Origin of the sequence: Candidatus Methylacidithermus pantelleriae, from assembly GCF_905250085.1 — a bacterium.
Taxonomy (GTDB): Bacteria; Verrucomicrobiota; Verrucomicrobiia; order Methylacidiphilales; family Methylacidiphilaceae; genus Methylacidithermus; species Methylacidithermus pantelleriae.
Map to the genome: position 1 here is coordinate 1 of NZ_CAJNOB010000009.1, position 17,448 is coordinate 17,448.

Consider the following 17,448-nt stretch of genomic DNA (forward strand, 5'->3'; position numbering starts at 1 on the left):
CGATCTACGGTTTTGTCTACGACGTAACAACGGGTCGGCTCGTGGAAGTTCCGGAAGCCATGCGGGCGGGAGCGGCTGCGTCATGATAGGTAAGGGTCCCGTTGGGAGCTCTCCTTTTTGCAAAAAAGCTTCTAGCACTTCCGGTAAGAAAAAAGGGCAAGACACAGGCCAAAAAAGCTTGCGTATAAAGCGCAAAGGCCACTTTCTCTTTTTGTCACCCGTTGTTTTACGAGAAAGAAAACAAAAAATCTCCCTCGAACTTTCTGACCGTGACGGAAGTGGGCATCCGAAAGAACGGGAAGTTTCGAATGCCGCCGGTTATCCTTATACTCGTCCCGTCAGGTCTTCGATAGAACCTCGTTCACAGGTAATGATTAGCCGCCTATGGTAAAAAGGAGGCGATTTCTCGTGGCCCGGTTTTTTTAGAGATAAGACGGGGAAATGGGATACAAACGAGCTTGCGCAGCCGATAGCTCACCTTCGCTGATTACGTCGTAAGTCATTGATACGAAAGACGCCCAATGGGCCACTAGCCCTCTATGGTCTCGCTTTTCATGCTCGTGGGATTGACCACGGTTCTCAGGGAGGGATCCGGAGGGTAGAGGGGATTGAGCGGGCCTGACAGCCGCTAGCGGTAACTCTGGGGTATGTTTCGTTGTCCATGATGGCAGCTGGACCACATGGATTGTTTCGGAGGGCGACCCAGGCTTTTTCTTTAGGAAAAAGGAAACTTGGCCGCTCGGGGCTTCTCTTCGGGGAAAAACGCGTAAAACTTGGTCGGGAGGATGGCCAGCCAGCGCTTTTTCTCGTGCAAAACGTTCGCTCCCCGGCGCGTTTTCCTCGAGCTCCCTGACGACCCTTTCCACTCCCCCAATCCCACTCCTTAGCTCCCTCAATGAGCTTGTGCCGTCTTTCGCCCATCAAAGCGATCGTTTCTTTAAGCTCCCACCCGGAGGGCTTGGAACTCTCGGGCAGCCAAGCCAAACGGGAGCAGGACCGATCGATTGCCCTCGTTGAGCGAAACACAAGCCCGCATCTGGCAGAAAAAAATTTCGCTTCCGCTCGCTCGGAGAGCGCCGTATAGGCGTCACCAAGAAGCAAAACTTCTCCCGCCATCAGGCTCAAACGTGGTCTCCTACATGAAAATTGGCAGCTTACTCATCCATGGCTTCCGAGCCGCCTTCTCGGCACGCTTGCTTGCGGGGATTTCTTCTCGGTAAAACCTGGCACACGATGAAACGATCTCCTCATTGAGCTTGCGCACGATATCGTCCTGCCATCTTATTTGGGACCTACCACCAGGATCGATTTGACTCTGCACGCCCAATACCGTTTCCCGGTACTCGAAACCGAAGTGCATTAGCCCGTCGCACCACTCGACCAGGATGACGCCAGCCTTGGAATCACGAAGCAGCGCGATCAGCCCCCCTTGCGATGGCGGTTCATCCCGGATGCCGACCTCAACTGACGACCTTCCCGATCCACAATGGTTTGCCAAAGAAAAAACTCGGAGAACCCAAGCCAATTGCCCTTCTCAATCCGCTTTTTCGTGACGGCTGGGCAGCCGCGCGTACAGGTTCATCCGATCGGCTTATGAGGACTCCAGGCGAACAATCACCGTTCCGGTTGGTAACCTAGCCTGCGCGAACAGGCAAACGAACCGCCGCTTGGCCCACGCACTCAAGCTCATTGTGATATCCTGCGATCAAAAATCTTATGCGTCCTTATACTGTTTCGCTCTTGGCAACCCTTGAGTTTTTAATAACATTGTCGTCGACCCGCCAAGCCCACGCAGAAGGTTCTAAAATCTTCGTCACTCTCCCCTGGGATTTCGCTCCCTCCGATGTTTTTTCTACAAAGTTCGGCTCCTCGCCTCCCTCAGCGTTTCTCCGAGTTCAACCGTACCATGGACCTATCCGACCCGGACGCCTTACCGGACAGCAGTCGGTCTATCCGGGGACCGATCCGCACTTTGAGCTGGATCCGCCTCCAGTATTCGTGCATCGCCCTACGCAGGCATGTACTTGCTCAATAGCGCGACGCGCCTTGCCCAGGGAGACTCCGGCACGAGCTTGACGCCCGCACTACGTGTTTCGAGGCGTTTCCTTAAGAATTCCTGTCCTATTAGGCTTATTTGCCAGACTCTTTTGCTTTCTAGACCTTTTGGCCAGAGGGCTTGATTACTAGCGTTATCACCCGTGCCCATTTCGGGTGTCCTTAGCTAGAGCTATAGTTACCGGGTGGAAATTCACTTCCGCTAGCCTGCAAGATCCACCCTTTTGCCGGCGCATGCAGAAGATAAGCCGGGCAAGGCTGCACGCAATTGCTTGATTCCGAACTCGCTCTCTTTGCGATCGCCATGGAACTTTTCCTTACCCAAGGATGCGCCGGTGAATTGTCCTTGGATCCAAAAAGCCTCGGTGGTTTTGGTAACTTCCCATTTGTGGTTGCAAAGCAAAGACACCCTCCGCTAGAAACAAATTCCAACCTTCCCACATGGCTCTCCATTCGCTGATGCGCTCAAGGAGCAAGCAAGCCTTTGCCGAGTTTTCCCCTTGTTTAAGCAGCCTCCTATGGCTTTACACTTACCTTTCTTTTGCCTGGAGCCTGGTTGCGGCGCCCCAGCCGGCGTCACTCTCCCTGGAGGGTCCCGGAAACTGCCCCATTCACTACGTCATTATTATTTATCAAGAAAACCACAGCTTTGATAATCTTTACGGACTTTTCCCCGGAGCTGAGGGTCTTGAGTCTTCCCATGCACTGCGTCTACAAGAAAGTTGTAGCGGATTTCCCTACGCTTTCCTCCCGCCGGTTATCGAGCGCCTGCCTTCACGCGAGGAGGAGAAGGATAAAGGATTCTTGCCGAAAGTCGATCGGCGCTTTCCACTTCTTTTGCCAAACCGCCCTTTTCTTCTGAACCGCTACATCTCTTTGCGAGACCGTACGCCGGATCCCACGCATGAATTTTACACGAACCAGCTCCAAATTCACGAGGGAAAGCTCGACCGTTATGTCGCATGGAGCGAAACGGGCGCCCTTACCATGGGATTTTATAAGACACAGGAGCTTCCTCTCTTTCCCTACGCCAAAACTTATACCCTCTTAGATCACTTCTTCCAAGGCGTCTTTGGAGGCTCCTTTGCCAACCATATCTACCTTGTGTCTGCTCGGTTGCCTGTCTGGCCCAATGCTCCGCCTGAAGTGAGGGCTAAGCCCATATTCGATGCAGAAGGGAATCTCATCGGCCTTGCCAAAAAGGCTGCCGTTTCCCCGGATGGCATCGCCGTTAACACCTGTTTTAGCCGAGCCGAACCGCATCCTCCTGGCATCCCTTCCGAGCTTCTCCTTCCTCCTCAAACATTCCCTACCATTGGGGATCGGCTAACGGATGCCGGTGTTCCCTGGGCTTGGTACAGCGAGGGATGGGACGATGCTCTAAACCATCATCCCGATCCTACGTTTGCATACCATCATCAACCCTTCGTCTACTTTGACCGCTACCATGAAAACTCGCAGGATCGAAAGCTCCATCTTAAAGACCTAAAGGATTTTTTGACTCATCTCCGCCAAGGGAAACTTCCCAAGGTCTGTTTCGTCAAACTTTTGGACAGGCACAGCGAGCACCCAGGACTTTCCAATGTCTGGGATGGAGAAAAGCATGTGGTGCGGCTCATTGATGCCGTGCGAAACTCTCCCTACTGGAGCCAATGCCTCATTATCGTTACCTATGACGAGTATGGGGGATTTTATGACCATGTGCCGCCTCCCAAGCGGGACGCCTATGGACCAGGGCCTCGTGTCCCAGCCATTTTGATTTCCCCTTATGCTAAAGGGGGACACGTGGACCATAAAAATTACGAAACAGCGTCCATCCTTGCTTTTCTTGAGTGGCGTTTCCGCCTTTCCCCTCTTGGACGGCCTGATGCGGAAGCTCGGAACTTAGCAGAAGCTTTAACGCTCCCCAGGCCTACAACCACAGGAAATCCTTAGGTGCTATTTTGAGAGTTTCCAACTCATTTTCTCATGAGAAAGATTTTCGATCCGTACGCTTTATAACAAAGCAAGCTTCCTATCATACAGAATTTTTTTCTTGCTATTGCTGAAACTTGAAACGTCACGGCCACCCCAAAAAGTCAACCTATCATCTTTGACCTATAGATTGCATGGATTTCAAGAGGGAAGTCCACCGGGGAATTTGCCATGAACTCCTCAAAGCCCAAGCAAAACCCGTTTTCTATTAAAAGGCGGGCTTAGGGAAAATTATCCTAAAAAGAGAACCGAGAAAGATGTACGAAACAACTACCGGTTACGACATAGTAGTCAAAACCCTCTTTAGTTCCAACCTACGGGTTATCCTCCTTCCGATACTCTTGGTAGATCTCCGTTCGAAACCAGGCTCGCGCAAGGTACTGGCTAGAATATAGAATATGAGTGTCTTCCAACCGATACTCACCCAGTGCTAATTGGCCAAGCTTCATGAAGTCAGCCACTCAAAGGTAGAAGTTCCTATTCTGTGCATGCCTCATCCGCCAGAACCCAAAGAGTTATCGTTTGATTGTGGTGACCCACCGTTCCGCTTACCGTCGTTCCCGTTTCGCCGTAGGTCGAAGCCCCCAGGATCGGCACGTCCCAACCCACCTCTTGCTGAATCGCTCTCAACTCCTCACGAGTGCAAGCAAGCGAAAGGGCCTGCTGATGGCAAAGTACGCAGTTAAACGCTATAACGGCCGCGATCCGCTTGGGGAACCCCGCATCTGCAAGAGCTCGCCGTACGGCAGCACGAACGGATTGGATGCGCGCTTCTCGATCCGTTTCGAGAAGCGTCAGCCCACTCCCTTGGGGTACATGAGAAAAAAAGAAAAGCGACCCATCAGCTCCGATCGCAGCGGGACTCCTGACCTGCCAGTAACCGGTAGTCACCTCCACGATTCCCAGAGGATGGCTTTTGAAATACGCTTGGGCCTCCTCCCATGACTGCGCTCCGACAAGTTCGGCATATACATCCGCCGCCGGCTTGTGGTCTAACGTCTTTACTTGACGACCCAAGCTTTCGGTAACAAAGGCACCTTTTCCTTTCACTGGCCGAAAAGCATTAGCCATGCCGACTCCATTTTTTAGAGTGGTGGCAATTCCCAACAGAGAAAGAGCACCTTTTTCCGCACGTCCTTCCCCGTAGCAATACCGCTCGCTTACTCGTTCTAAAAAAAGGGTATCCCCAGCCGTGCCCCCCACAATACGCACGCTGCGCCCAAGCTCTTGACTGATACCCATTAGGTTTTCCTCCTCACTGCCAACATCTGAATGGCCCACAAGGAGGGTGAAGGGAGAAAACTTTACCGTTTCTGCTGGAGGCCTCGCTGCCAACGCAAGGTAGAGAAGCTCAGGCCCAAATCGGCACCCCTCGAACGCTCTTCGGGCCAGCCTGCCGGCTTCCTCGCTGCCTTTGGGAAACCCGAGCACAGTGGAGGCCGAAAACACATCCCCAAAACTCTGGATCCCTAACAACGCCAAGCCTCTCACTTGAAAATCGTCACTCCCTGAGTGCAAAAGTCCCGCAGCTGAAAAGCCCCATATCGGGCAAGGAAGTCTTTCAACAAGCTCCTCAAAGAGCTTGGGATGATCATAGGGGCCACTAGCAAAAAGGATGCCCACGGAAAGTGGCAAAAGATTGGTTGCGTGAAGCGACTGCAGAAGCTCTTCCGGCTCAAACCCTGTTACCAACCCGACCCGAAGATGCTGGCCTTCCTTTTGGGGAATGACCCGCTCAAGCTTTCCTACCGTTAGGTCCACAGCCGCCGGCAAGTTTACGCAATCACTCTAAAAGAAGCAACCACCGCGTCACCAAAACTTTCTGCAGACAAAGCTCCCACACCCTCTTGGGTTCCCGTCGGTAGCTTCCGGTTTGGAAGCGTAAACCTTTTTCCATTTCGTTTACTTGCCCCCCTGACAGGGCTTGCCCTCTCTCCGGAGACAAAGCGTTCCGGGACCCGGCAACCTCTGGAACTTCGGGCGAAAGCGATCTCGGGAACCTTGGGCCAAATGTTACTTGGCTTGCCCCTTCGGTAGCACCCAGGTAGCCTCCAAAACCCTCCTCCAATGCCCGAACCCCCTCCCTCAACTTCTACCCAACGTCAACGCCACAACGAAAAGGTTTCAAAAATCACCTTCGCCCGCCAGCAATTTCGGCCATAACGGAGTTTCGAACCCAGAACGAAGAAAAAGGAGCCCAAAAGCGTCCCTGCATACCAACCGCAATGGAACAAAGGAAACGACGAAAAACAGTTGAAACCCCCTAAGAAAGAAACCTGCGCGGTAGAGGGATTGAACCTCCGACCCCTACCGTGTCAAGGTAGTGCTCTACCACTGAGCTAACCGCGCGTCGACCCCTCCAGATTCCTCTTGAGGGGTTAATCAGTACAGAAGCACTGTTTCCGCTGCTCCTGTTTCCATACCACAGGCCTCGGTGCTGTGCAACCTTCCGGGGGCACCAGCTTTTTTCCCACCAGGCTCCTCCATGGAATGCGAGAGCTTTGCTCCTGCCTAGAACTGGGCGATATTGGATAAAGCGAAAATGAAGACCAAGACCCGCTACCCCATTGACTTAAACAAGTTTTTCCCCATCCTCGCCGTTGCTGGTGGAATCGGCTGGGCAGTTGTCCATTTTCATCCGTTCCCGCCACCCATTATCGTCGGCGGTGGCGAGATTCTCTTGTTACTTTTTGGGTTTTCGCTCATCACGTCTTTTGTCCCTGATAAGAAGTGGGTCTATGCTCCCGTAGGTGCTGCATGCATGTGGATCGCTTCTGCAATAACAGGGCATCCTCACGGGATCCTTTTCCTTTTGCTCATGATCGCCTCGGCGTTTGGTGGATGCGCGCTTTCCGAATTCTGGAAACCCAAGGAGTAACGCAGGCGATTGGATAGAATGGGCGTCCGCAATTCTGCGCCCTTTGGCGGGAAGGCTTCGTTTCTTTCCCAGGAAATTTCTTCCAGGTGCCCACTCGCGCTGAGGCTAGCCGGGATTTCAACCCACCGAGGATCCCTTGCAGGCAAGGCCCCCTTCGTCCCTCCATTCCGCAGGCAAATCCTCTTGGCAAGTTCCAATCGAGCTAAGATGTTCGAGTGGAAACATTTGCTCGAACCCAAATGGCAGGTTAGGCCACTGCCCGCACCGCACCGGAATATGCTCCCTGCGGAAGGAGGATGGAGCTATTGGGAAAATGCACGAAGGAAAGCTCTTTGGATTTCCTCTCAGCTCCCGGAACGTTTGATCCTTGGAGAAGACACAGGTCTGGAGGTCGCTGGGCTTGACTGGGCGCCGGGACCGCAGTCCGCACGCTTTGAACCTTTTCCCGGGCAGGCAGGGATCGATGGTCTTTTGGCCCTTGCTCGAAGCTGGTCAGAGTGGCAACGGAAAGCGCGCTTCCGTTGCGTGGCCGTGCTTGCATACAGGCGACAAATTGTTTTTTCTTGTCAAACGCTCTGCTGGGGAAAGATTGTGCCGGAAAAGCGTGGGGGACATGGATTTGGATACGACCCCATCTTTGTGCCAGACGGGTATCGCCAAACTTTTGCGGAAATGTTGCCCGCACACAAAGCCATTGTAAGCCACCGAGGAAAAGCAGCGGCTCTGGTCCGGAGTTTTTTGGAGAGCACGTTCCCTCTTTGGCAAAAGGGGAACCACTCGGGTCCTGGCCTATCTTGGTAAGGGAGGTGAACTTTTGACCAAAGGTCCTTCCTGGCGAAAAGCTGTTCTCCTGGCAGCAGGCAAAGGAACGCGCATGAAGGATCTCGCTCGGGACATTCCCAAGCCGATGCTTGTTGTGCAAGGGAAGCCCATCTTGGAAACGATCCTTGTGCGCATTCGTGATGCAACGACGATCACGGATTTTTTCCTGGTGACTGGACATCAAGCCCACGTAGTCGAAGCCTACTTTGGCGATGGAAGCCGGTGGGGAGTTTCGATTACCTACGGACGGCAAAGCATCCCCAACGGAACAGCGAAAGCCTTGGAGGTCGCACGGCAATGGGTGAATGATGACCCATTCCTTTTGTCCTACGGAGACATCCTGGTGGATCCCACCGCTTATAGTGAGCTACTCGAGGCTTATGAGCCGGAAGGAGTCATCGCTTGTGTCCGTAACCAGGATTTTTCCCAAGGGGGCGCGGTCTTTCTTGACCCGCAGGGCAAAGTCTTAGAAATCCTGGAAAAACCCGCAGGCCAGATTGCACAGGGAGCCTACTATAACGCAGGGATTTATGCCCTTTCGCCGGCCGTCTTTTCCCTTACGGAACGTGTTGGCCTTTCGCCTCGAGGGGAATATGAACTCACCGACGCCCTACGAGTTTTAGCTTCTTCTGGCAAGCTAAAAGGTGTGCCCCTGACCTGCTCCTGGGTCGACGTGCGAGATCCCGAAACTCTTTCTCGACTTACCAGCTAAAGAACGGCTCGCAAATGCCCCCCAAAAACCCAACATGTGCGCTCCCTTCTATATGGGAAGAGGAAAGGAACCAATGTATTGCGTATCTTGCGGTAGAGCGTGGCCAGGCGGAAAATTCTCAAATCGTCTATTTACTGGCCTTGGAACGGTTCGCTCGCTGGGTCCAGATACGCTACGGCTTAGTTCCCGTCGAGAAAGTACAACGCCAACACATTGAGGAGTATCTCCAGGACGAACAGCGAACCCACCGGCTCTCGCCTTCCTCGGTAAAAATCTTGATCGTAGCGCTTAAACATTTTTTTCGGTTCCTTCTGCAAAAGGGAACCATCCATCACGATCCCACCGCCCTCTTGCCAACCCCAAGAGTTCCGTTTGCACTCCCTCACGTGCTTTCGGAGGAGGAGATCACACGACTTCTTAGGGTCCCTTATCCGGAGAGTCCCCTTGGTTTACGAAATCGGGCGATTCTCGAACTTTTTTACGCCTCGGGTATTCGCCTGGGCGAACTGGTACGACTGCGAGTCGAGTGGTTTTCTCCCGACACGGCAACCCTTCGTGTCCTGGGTAAGGGGAACCGCGAACGAATCGTTCCCATTGGCGGGCCAGCCCGTCGGGCTCTCATTGCCTATTTGGAACGCGGTCGACCGTTTCTCCAGAGAGAAACGTCCGGAGGAGAACTTTTCCTAGCCCAACACGGAAAGCGACTGACACCACGTCGTGTCTACGAGATCGTTCGAGGGGCTGCCCAACGTGCTGGGCTTGCCGCAAAACTGCATCCCCATCTTTTGCGGCATTCCTTCGCAACCCATCTTTTGACCCACGGTGCGGACCTACGTGTGATTCAAGAGCTTTTGGGTCATGCAAGCTTAAGCACCACCCAAAGGTATACGCATGTGGAGGCTCAAAGGCTTCTTGCGGTTCACCAGAAGTTCCACCCAAGAAAAGAACTTGCGACTCTGAACGTCCCTGAAGCCCATTACCTGGCCGAAGACTTGGAAAAGAGGAGACCTTCCCCGCCGCAGAGCTAGCGTGTTTTTGAAGGTCTTTTATAAAAATCCTTGGTCGCAAAAGGCCCAGCCGGCCAAGGGAATTGGAAGAACGAGCCCGTTTGCCCTATTTTTTCTAGAAGAGTTCCATGAACCGTATCCGTCCCGCTCTCCCACCTGGGTGGGCCCGAAAGGTGGCTGGGTTGGAAAAACGATTGGGGTACCGGTTTGCTAACCGTTTGCTCCTCCGACAAGCCCTCACCCACCCTTCCTACCTGCCCGAAAGCAAGGAAGAGGTGGGAGATAATCAAAGGCTTGAATTTTTGGGGGATGCGGTCCTTCAGCTCGTGGTCACCGAGGAGGCTTACCACCGACTCCCAGAGGAGCCAGAAGGAGTTCTTACTCATTTGCGCTCGCAAATGGTCAGTCGCCATCGCCTTGCGCAGGTGGCAGAAGAACTCAAAATCGGAGAGGTTCTTCTCCTTGGCAAAGGAGAGGAGCGAAGCCAAGGGAGGCACCGGCCTTCCAATTTAGCCAACGCTTTGGAAGCCCTGTTCGCAGCCGTTTTCCTAGATGGTGGATGGGAACAAGCCAAAAGGGTGATCCAAAAGCTCTTCGAACCCCACTGGGAAATGGTCCTTTCTGAGCCGGTCGCCATTCAAAATGCTAAAGGTGTCCTACAGGAGCTTTTGCAACGTAGGGGTGGGGAATCTCCCGTTTACCGCTGCTTGGCCGAAAAGGGGAAAGCACACGAGCGTAGCTATCTAGTGGCTGTCGAATGGAAAGGGAAAGAGCTAGGACGTGGCTGGGGCCGAAGCAAAAAGGAAGCCGAGACTAATGCGGCTTTCGAGGCCTTGCGCGCCATAGAAGAAGGAAAGCTTCCCGATTTGCCTCACATGTCGTTACCAAAAAGGAAATAAAGGCCTTTTCATCCGGAAACCCTAACCGACGCGCAAGCCATCTTCGTGCTCGGCAATCCGGCGGGAGCCGATCGATCGGCCGGTTCCGATCCCTTCGCAAAAAGGATTCGACTTTGCGCAGAAAAAGAAAGCCCTCTTGCCACTTCTGGGCAATTTCGGGATGGTCTTCTTGAAGAAGCGCAAGTCCCTGGAGAGTATGGGGCTGGCGGATCCTTCGGTCCATAAGATAGGCAGTAAGCCCGAACTCAATATCCATAAGCCCGCCGGGCCCGGTCTTGAAACTTCCGGGCGGAAAAATGCGATCGGCTCGCTCCTTTTCCACCCGCATCCGCATCTGCTCAATTTCTTCCCAATGGTCGGTTTGTGCGATTCTCTCGTTCCAGACCCGTTCTACCGACTCCATAAAACGAGCTCCTAGCGCCGGGTCCCCCGCCACCCATGTGGCTTTCGTTAATACCTGGATCTCCCAGAATTGGGCCGTTCGAGCATAATACTCCTCATAGGTTTCCAGCGGGACACAAACGGGTCCCTCTCCGTGCGGTCGAAGACGGAAGTCCATGGGGAATAGGATGCCTGTCGGCAAGGTCTCCGTCATAAACGCAATGACGGCAAGCGCAGCCTCCACCTCTTCCCCCACCACCAAACAGTCTAAATCAGACCCATAACCCAGCTCTCCCGCACCAAAACGACCAACCCCAATCCACGCGAGGCGGGCCTTGGGACAGACCGATTCGTGGGCGAAAGTTAAGCATGCTCGAGCCAGTGCTGTGTATTCCTCCCAGAGCTCCGTTAAGGACGCAATCCCCAAGACATCCCGAAGAGCAATCCGCACCAGTTCCCAGCGGCGGTATTTGCGCGCCCGCTCTGCAGGTTGCCCTGGAAGCTGCCGCAGCTCTTCTAGGTAATCCCCTTGCCGCTTGAGTGTGTCCAGGGTGCCGCTGCGAGCCACCTCTTCAAAAAGATCCGGCTGAGCTATTAAGACTTCCGAAAAAAAGGAACTTGCATCAAAAAGACGTACTAAAAGATCAAGAGCCTTGGGGTGGGAAGCCAGACTTTCAAAAAGAAGCCGGCGCGCCCCATACCGGTCTACAAACTGGACCAAACGCTGAAGAGCACCATCGGGATCGGCGACCCGCCTCAACGCTTCCTCCAATAGGGGCACAAAACGTCGAAAGACACGCCGGGTTCCCGGAGATGGAGCAGCACCATGCCCGCGTTCTAGGTCCGCCAGTGCCTTTTCCGCGGCTTTCGGATCGGCAAAAAGCTCCCATCGAAAAGCTTTGGGCGGGTTCGGTGACGGTCGATAAAAATAACGATTGAAAAGTTCCCGGACCGTTTGCCGAACCTCGACTAGCCTCTCTTCGAACTTTTCCTTCGTTAGTCCTAGGGACGAGGCAATCTTTTGACGAAGGTCTCCGTTCCCCGGAAGCCGATGCGTTTGAAGCCCGGTCATCATTTGGAGCCGGTGCTCAAGCACGCGCAAAAAACGGTAAGCCTCACGAAGACTACGAACCTCTTCCCAGCGAAGAAGACCCACTGTTCCGAGCGCATGCAAGGCGCGCAAGGTAGATCTTTGCTGCAAATACGGCTGCCGAGCTCCATGGAGCACTTGAAAGGTCTGAACCAAAAACTCAATCTCGCGAATCCCACCGGTGCCCCTTTTGACGTCCCAATCGCCGTTTGTCTCCCGGTCAGCTAGCTCCTCCATCCGCTGCCGAATTTCGGCCATTTCCTCAAAAATCTCTTCCGTCACATGCAGAGGAAAACAAAAAGGGATCCGGAGCTTTTCCAATTCATACCCAACCCTCGGATCGCCGGCGCTCCACCGGGCTTTGACAAGCGCAAGTCTTTCCCAGGTTTCGCCAAAAGCCGCATAATAATTTTCTAGGCTTTCTAGTGAACGAACCAGTGGCCCACTAGGTCCCTCCGGTCGCAATCGCAAATCCATCCGAAAAAGCCGGCCGTTGGGGCCAGTCTCTTCAAAGGCCCTCACTATGCACTGGGCCAATGTGGTAAAAAAAGCGTGATACGTCTCATGGGGCCGCAAGACTCCCTCCTCCCCGTACAGGAAAAGGACGTCAATGTCCGAACCGTAATTGAGTTCCTGACCGCCCAACTTTCCTAAAGAGATAATGGCAAAACCAGTAGCGGGCTTCCCGTAACGCTGGCTGAGTTCGGACCAGTACATGTGGTAGACAGTCTCCAGGCAAAAGTCAGCAAGGTTAGAAAGCCACTCCACCACCTCCTCCAGGGAGGCGTACCCCGCAAAATCCCACCATCCGATTCGGATCGACTCCAGCTCACGGACAAGCCGGAGGGCTTCCAGTCGATCCTCTCGGCGGGCTTGCTTGCTTCCTTCTTCCGCATAAAGCCGCCTCCAGAATGCTGGCCCTGGAGCGTTCTTGGAATCCCACGACTGCTCACCTAGCACCCATTCGGACCACTGCGGTCGAGCTTCTATCCAGTGGCGCGCTTGATCGGAAAAGGAAAGAAACTCAACCCACGTTGCTTTGCGCGAGGCTACGTCTGGCTCTATCTTCATCGCTTTCCCGGCCCGTCAGGGAGAGCCGTCGATGTCTGTTATACAAAACGATCCCTTTGGCTTGCTCGTTCCCGGGCCACTTCCTCTGCAAAATAGGTAAAGATCAAATCCGCACCCGCTCGCTTGATGGCCAAGAGAGACTCATCCCTAACCCTGGCCCGCTCGACCCACCCATGCTCCGCCGCCGCAACAATCTGCGCGTACTCCCCAGAAACTTGGTACGCAGCCAGAGGAAGAAGGGTTTTCTCTCGAAGCTTGGCAAGCACATCGAGATAGGGACCCGCAGGCTTGACCATGAGAATGTCCGCACCTTCCTCCTCGTCCAGTTTGGCATCCCGGAGCGCTTCGCGGACGTTTGTGACAGAAAGCTGGTAGGTGCTCTTATCGACCCCAAAACTTCCCGGCTGCGCGCTCCCGATGGCCTCGCGAAACGGGCCATAGTACGCAGAAGCAAATTTAGCCGCGTAAGAGATAATCCCCGTGTAGGGATACCCTTGGCTGTCTAAGCGCTCGCGAATCGCCCCAACCCTCCCATCCATCATATCGGACGGTGCTACGAAATCCGCGCCGGCCCAAGCATGAAGGACCGCCATCTCACAGAGAATGGCCACCGTTGCATCATTGTCCACCCAGTCCCGCTCGGGATCCCAGATTCCATCGTGACCATGAGAGGTGTAAGGATCAAGGGCTACATCGGTCACGACACATAGGGAGGGAAGTTCCGCTTTGATCGCCCGCACCGCTTGAACGACGACCCCTTTTTCATCCAGGGCTGCCTTTCCCTTTGGATCCTTGCGTTCCGGAGACAGGCAAGGGAAGAGGACCACCGCTCGAATGCCCAGCTCAAAAAGACGGGTGCAATAGCGTGGAAGTTCTTGAAGGGAATGCCGGAAAATCCCTGGCAGCGAAGCAATGGGTTCGGGATCTTTTCCCTCCTCACGCACGAAGATCGGCGCCACCAGGTGATCGATTTCCAATTCGCATTCTCGAACCAGTCCTCGGATGCTACTCGTTTTCCGAAGCCTTCGCAGTCGATACCGGCAAGACAAACCCCGGGAGGGATTTTCCCACATCGTTCGTTAAAAAGTAGACTCCAAGCTAACAAAGAATAACCCAGCGACAAAAACCCAAGAAGAAAAAAGACAGCCTAGCGCCCCTTCAAGGAAAAAAACCGTTGCCGGGAAGCGGTCGGTCATTTTTCCATAGCTCTTGGCCAGTTCATCTCGTATTCTTTTGGGCTCAACGATTGGAGTAACCGAAGTTTCCTATGGGGTATTCTCTCGCGGAACTGGAAGAACTTTACCAGCTGCCCCTTTGGGAGCTTCTCTCAGAAGCGAATAGAATTCAGCAGCAGTACCGGCGTTGCCCACAGATTCAACTGTGCTACCTGATCAACGTTCGCCAGGGAGGATGTCCGGAAGATTGCGCGTATTGTGCCCAAAGCGCTCACTACCCTTCGGGTCGTAAGGCAAGCGCGCTCATGAAACCGGCGGAGCTTCTTGCTTGTGCTCAGCAGGCGAAGGAAAAAGGAGTGCACCGGCTCTGCCTGGGAGCAGCCTGGAGGGGGCTCAAGGAAGATGACCCAAAGCTTGCCGAGATCTGCCAACTGGTGGAAACCCTCCGCCCCTTGGAACTGGAAGTCTGTACGACCTTGGGCCTTCTTGCGAAAGGAGCGGCACAAAAGTTGCGCGAATCTGGGGTCGGGTTTTATAACCACAACTTAAACACAGGGCCTCGCTTCTACCCAAGAATCGCTTCTACCCATAGTTTCCAAGATCGGGTACGGACCTTAGAGGTGGCCCAGGAAGCAGGATTGGCTCTTTGCTCTGGGGGAATTATCGGAATGGGGGAAAGCTGGAGGGATCGCCTGGAACTTTTGGCCACTCTCTCCTCTCTTCCCGGAGCGCCCGAAAGCATTCCGTGGAATCTTCTTGTTCCTATCCCTGGAACTCCGCTGGAAGAGCTCCGCGCTCCTGTACCCTTGTGGGACGTGGTGCGTATTTTGGCAGTAACGCGAATCGCCTTTCCCAAAGCGCGGGTACGGCTTTCGGCGGGACGGCGAGAACTTTCCCAAGAGGCTCAAGCGTTATGTTTCCTGGCTGGTGCCGACTCGATCTTTTTTGGGGAAAAACTTTTGACCGTCCCTAACCAGCCAGAAAAGGACGATCGGAACCTTCTGCAGGAACTCGGTCTCTGGGATGCCACGGACCGATTCGGCAGTCGTCTTTTTGCGTCACCGGAGCCCGCTTCGAGCGCCGTTGCCCAAACTCGGTTTTCGCGAAAGAAATGAAACAATCCAGCCGGCAAAGCTTCGTTTCCCATATGCGAGAAGAGCTTGTCCGCGTAGGCATGTCCGGTGGCCTGCGTATTAGTAAGCGACCAAGGGAGGAAACTTTTTTGGCTGGCTTCCCCTGGGTGCGCTTGGACCCTCCTTCGCCTGACGAGCCCTCTTTATGGATACGCAAGGATGTCTACCACCAGATGCTGCAAGAAACCCTTGAGGAACTTTTGGCTCGTGCCAGGGCTTGCTTCGGTCCTTCGATTCCGCCGGAACTTCTCCAGGTGCTTCTCCCCTCACTTAAGAAGGAGCTTTATCGAAAAGTTGTTGCGGAAGTAAGGGAAACCGGCTCAACAAAAGACCCGCCCAGCAAGGAGACTTTTTCCTTTTATCGTGCGAGGCTACTGCAAGGAGTCCTATCCCATATCGAACAGAAGCGGCTGAAGGCGTCACAACGACTTCAGGAAATTTGGCGAGAGATTGTGGGCGATTTTCTTGCCAGAGAAAGTCTCCTGGTTCGGGTCGATCCCGAGAAACAGGTTGCCTACATTCGGTGCGCCGATGGACACATCGGGTTTGAAATCAGCCGCCGCAGCGAGCTGGCCCAGCATCTTTCCAAACGGCTCGGTGTTCCGATCCGAAAACTGCGGTCGGTTTGGTAGCCCAGTGAAGACAAGCAATCCCACCGGTGAATCTCCGGAAACCAACGGCTTCAAATCCGTGCTCCACCAAGAGCCTTGCCAGTTGCCTAGCCGAAAGAAATCCGCGAATGGAACGAGCCAGGTAATGGTATGGCTCCGGAGGAAGCCCGTGTTTTTTTGCTAGCCACGGGCCTAGCGTTTCGATATAGGCAAAGTAGACGCTCCTTAAGCAAGGGTAGGGTAGCGAGAACTCCAAAATATAGAACCGTCCTCCCGGAACTAACACACGCTTGACTTCCTGAAGAACCCGGTCGCGCCGGTAAAAATTCCGTAGTCCAAAGGCGACCGTCACCGCTTCAAATGATTGGTCGGCAAAAGGAAGCTCCTCTGCATTTCCAAGATAAACGTTCGAAACCCCTTTCCGATGTGCTTCCTGTAGCATTTCCTTAGAAAGATCGATGCCAACGATTTCTCCGGTCACGGCCCTTGCCCGCAGAAGGGACCGGATCACTTCACCGCTCCCAGTAGCCAGATCCAAAAGCCTTCGAGGACGCTGCCTACAAACGCATTTTGCTAGTCGCCATCGCCAATACAAATCAAAGCCCAAGCTTAACAGGTGATTGATACGCTCGTAGCGAGGGGCGAGGCAATCAAAGAGCCTACCCATATCCACAGGAAGCGGTGCGATGGGGTCCATTGCCCGTAATCCATTCCTTCCTTCTCTGGAGGAGCAACCTACTATGGAGCCTGGGTTTTCTCAAACGGCTGGTGTTTCTCAAAACAAAGCTCGCTTCATCCCCTGGACTGTTCATTCGACCGAGGGTTTTGCCATTCTCCTGATGGCTCCACGCCGAGGAACTTTTTGGGTGCTCCGCGCTCCTGACGTCTCTCCCGGTGAGCCACACGGGCAGGCAAGGGGATGCCACCACAGCATATCCGCGAGGAAATACCCTTGCGCAAGCTTCTGGGCGTAAGGGCCAACTCCTTGCGATCGATGTTGGCCATGATGGCACCACCGTGATGGAAGGGAAAACCACAAAGAAGCAAAGACGCAGCACCGTTCCCCAACCTTGTGACGACTGTCGAGAACCCAAGGGAGTCTTTGGGAGCGATACGCCTTCGCGCCCAAATACTGCCCTACACGTTCCCTTCCAAAGAAAATGGCTTGGGAAATCGGAGGCGAGAACCAAAGCAAATCCCGACCCGACCGGACTTCTCTTCGGCCAGAAGGGCATCAGGCTTGGCCCCCAGGATGGTCAGCCGCCCTTTTTTCTCATGCCAAACGATCGATCCCGGCTTCTTCTCTTCCCGCCAGCAAGTCCCTTCCTCCGCTCTTGGAATCCGCCCTTTGACGTCCTCCTTAAGGTGGGGCGCCTCTCCCGGATCGAGCCAATTTTTCCTTCTCGATCGACCCAAATGGCGTTGAACCGTCGGGCGGCCGGTGAGCCTACGCCGACACAGGAAGGATCGCTTAAACGCGTTTTAGTGAAGCACCAGTTTGCATCCGGGTAAAAAGAGATAGTCTTCGCTCGGCCGTAGCGCGCCGCATAGGTGCCAAGAAACGCCGCCTGCTCGGGTGTGACTCTCCAGCGCGTCTGGTAGGCAAAAACGGGGAGCGCACTCATACGATCGCTTTGCGC

At 54.1% G+C, this 17,448-nt stretch carries 14 protein-coding genes and 1 tRNA gene; 8 read left to right on the plus strand and 7 right to left on the minus strand.

Going from position 1 to position 17,448, the window contains the following annotated elements; translation table 11 throughout:
• Positions 1-1,135: 1,135 nt before the first annotated feature.
• Positions 1,136-1,525, minus strand: a complete 390-nt coding sequence (locus KK925_RS03495) for a recombinase family protein (protein WP_174583015.1) — start codon at positions 1,523-1,525, stop codon at positions 1,136-1,138.
• A 989-nt stretch (positions 1,526-2,514) separates the two neighbouring features.
• Here KK925_RS03495 and KK925_RS03500 point away from each other — a divergent pair.
• Positions 2,515-3,990, plus strand: a complete 1,476-nt coding sequence (locus KK925_RS03500; protein WP_174583016.1) for an alkaline phosphatase family protein — start codon at positions 2,515-2,517, stop codon at positions 3,988-3,990.
• Between the two features lie 353 nt (positions 3,991-4,343).
• Here KK925_RS03500 and KK925_RS03505 read toward each other — a convergent pair whose 3' ends face one another.
• From KK925_RS03505 to KK925_RS03515, 3 genes are all read right to left on the minus strand, one after another.
• Positions 4,344-4,490 (minus strand): hypothetical protein, encoded by a 147-nt coding sequence (locus tag KK925_RS03505; RefSeq protein WP_174583017.1) that lies wholly within the window; start codon positions 4,488-4,490, stop codon positions 4,344-4,346.
• 16 nt (positions 4,491-4,506) lie between these two features.
• On the minus strand, positions 4,507-5,802 hold the full coding sequence (locus tag KK925_RS03510) for an FIST signal transduction protein (RefSeq protein ID WP_236027831.1): 1,296 nt from the start codon (positions 5,800-5,802) through the stop codon (positions 4,507-4,509).
• Between the two features lie 504 nt (positions 5,803-6,306).
• A tRNA-Val gene (locus KK925_RS03515) sits at positions 6,307-6,378 on the minus strand.
• A gap of 193 nt (positions 6,379-6,571) precedes the next feature.
• On the opposite strand from KK925_RS03515, the gene KK925_RS03520 reads away from it, so the two are divergent.
• The 5 genes from KK925_RS03520 (at position 6,572) to rnc (ending at position 10,347) form a co-directional block, all read left to right on the plus strand.
• On the plus strand, positions 6,572-6,907 hold the full coding sequence (locus KK925_RS03520) for a hypothetical protein (protein WP_174583019.1): 336 nt from the start codon (positions 6,572-6,574) through the stop codon (positions 6,905-6,907).
• An 18-nt stretch (positions 6,908-6,925) separates the two neighbouring features.
• A complete protein-coding gene (locus KK925_RS03525) occupies positions 6,926-7,708 on the plus strand; it encodes a non-canonical purine NTP pyrophosphatase (protein ID WP_268905623.1) in 783 nt (260 codons plus the stop codon).
• A gap of 13 nt (positions 7,709-7,721) precedes the next feature.
• The gene (locus KK925_RS03530; protein WP_268905624.1) at positions 7,722-8,441 is read left to right on the plus strand and encodes a nucleotidyltransferase family protein; all 720 of its coding nucleotides are present in this window, start codon (positions 7,722-7,724) and stop codon (positions 8,439-8,441) included.
• A 14-nt stretch (positions 8,442-8,455) separates the two neighbouring features.
• Entirely contained in the window at positions 8,456-9,469 is a 1,014-nt protein-coding gene (locus tag KK925_RS03535) for a tyrosine recombinase (protein ID WP_174583022.1), read from the plus strand.
• A gap of 107 nt (positions 9,470-9,576) precedes the next feature.
• Positions 9,577-10,347, plus strand: a complete 771-nt coding sequence (rnc, locus tag KK925_RS03540) for a ribonuclease III (RefSeq protein WP_174583023.1) — start codon at positions 9,577-9,579, stop codon at positions 10,345-10,347.
• On the opposite strand, the gene KK925_RS03545 is transcribed toward rnc, so the two are convergent.
• Both KK925_RS03545 and hemB read right to left on the minus strand, forming a co-directional pair.
• Positions 10,262-12,889, minus strand: a complete 2,628-nt coding sequence (locus KK925_RS03545) for a [protein-PII] uridylyltransferase family protein (RefSeq protein ID WP_174583024.1) — start codon at positions 12,887-12,889, stop codon at positions 10,262-10,264. The genes rnc and KK925_RS03545 overlap by 86 nt on opposite strands.
• Before the next feature lie 38 nt (positions 12,890-12,927).
• Positions 12,928-13,962: a porphobilinogen synthase gene (gene hemB, locus KK925_RS03550; RefSeq protein WP_174583025.1), complete on the minus strand. Its 1,035-nt coding sequence runs from the start codon at positions 13,960-13,962 to the stop codon at positions 12,928-12,930.
• Positions 13,963-14,156: 194 nt separating this feature from the next.
• Between hemB and bioB the strand changes: the two genes are divergently transcribed.
• On the plus strand, positions 14,157-15,179 hold the full coding sequence (gene bioB, locus KK925_RS03555; RefSeq protein ID WP_174583026.1) for a biotin synthase BioB: 1,023 nt from the start codon (positions 14,157-14,159) through the stop codon (positions 15,177-15,179).
• Entirely contained in the window at positions 15,176-15,829 is a 654-nt protein-coding gene (locus KK925_RS03560) for a DUF721 domain-containing protein (protein WP_174583027.1), read from the plus strand. The genes bioB and KK925_RS03560 overlap by 4 nt, the downstream gene beginning before the upstream one ends.
• On the opposite strand, the gene KK925_RS03565 is transcribed toward KK925_RS03560, so the two are convergent.
• Positions 15,750-16,505, minus strand: coding sequence for a ubiquinone/menaquinone biosynthesis methyltransferase (locus KK925_RS03565; RefSeq protein WP_174583028.1), 756 nt, complete (start codon positions 16,503-16,505; stop codon positions 15,750-15,752). The two genes, KK925_RS03560 and KK925_RS03565, sit on opposite strands and share 80 nt — an antisense overlap.
• Between the last annotated feature and the right edge of the window lie 943 nt (positions 16,506-17,448).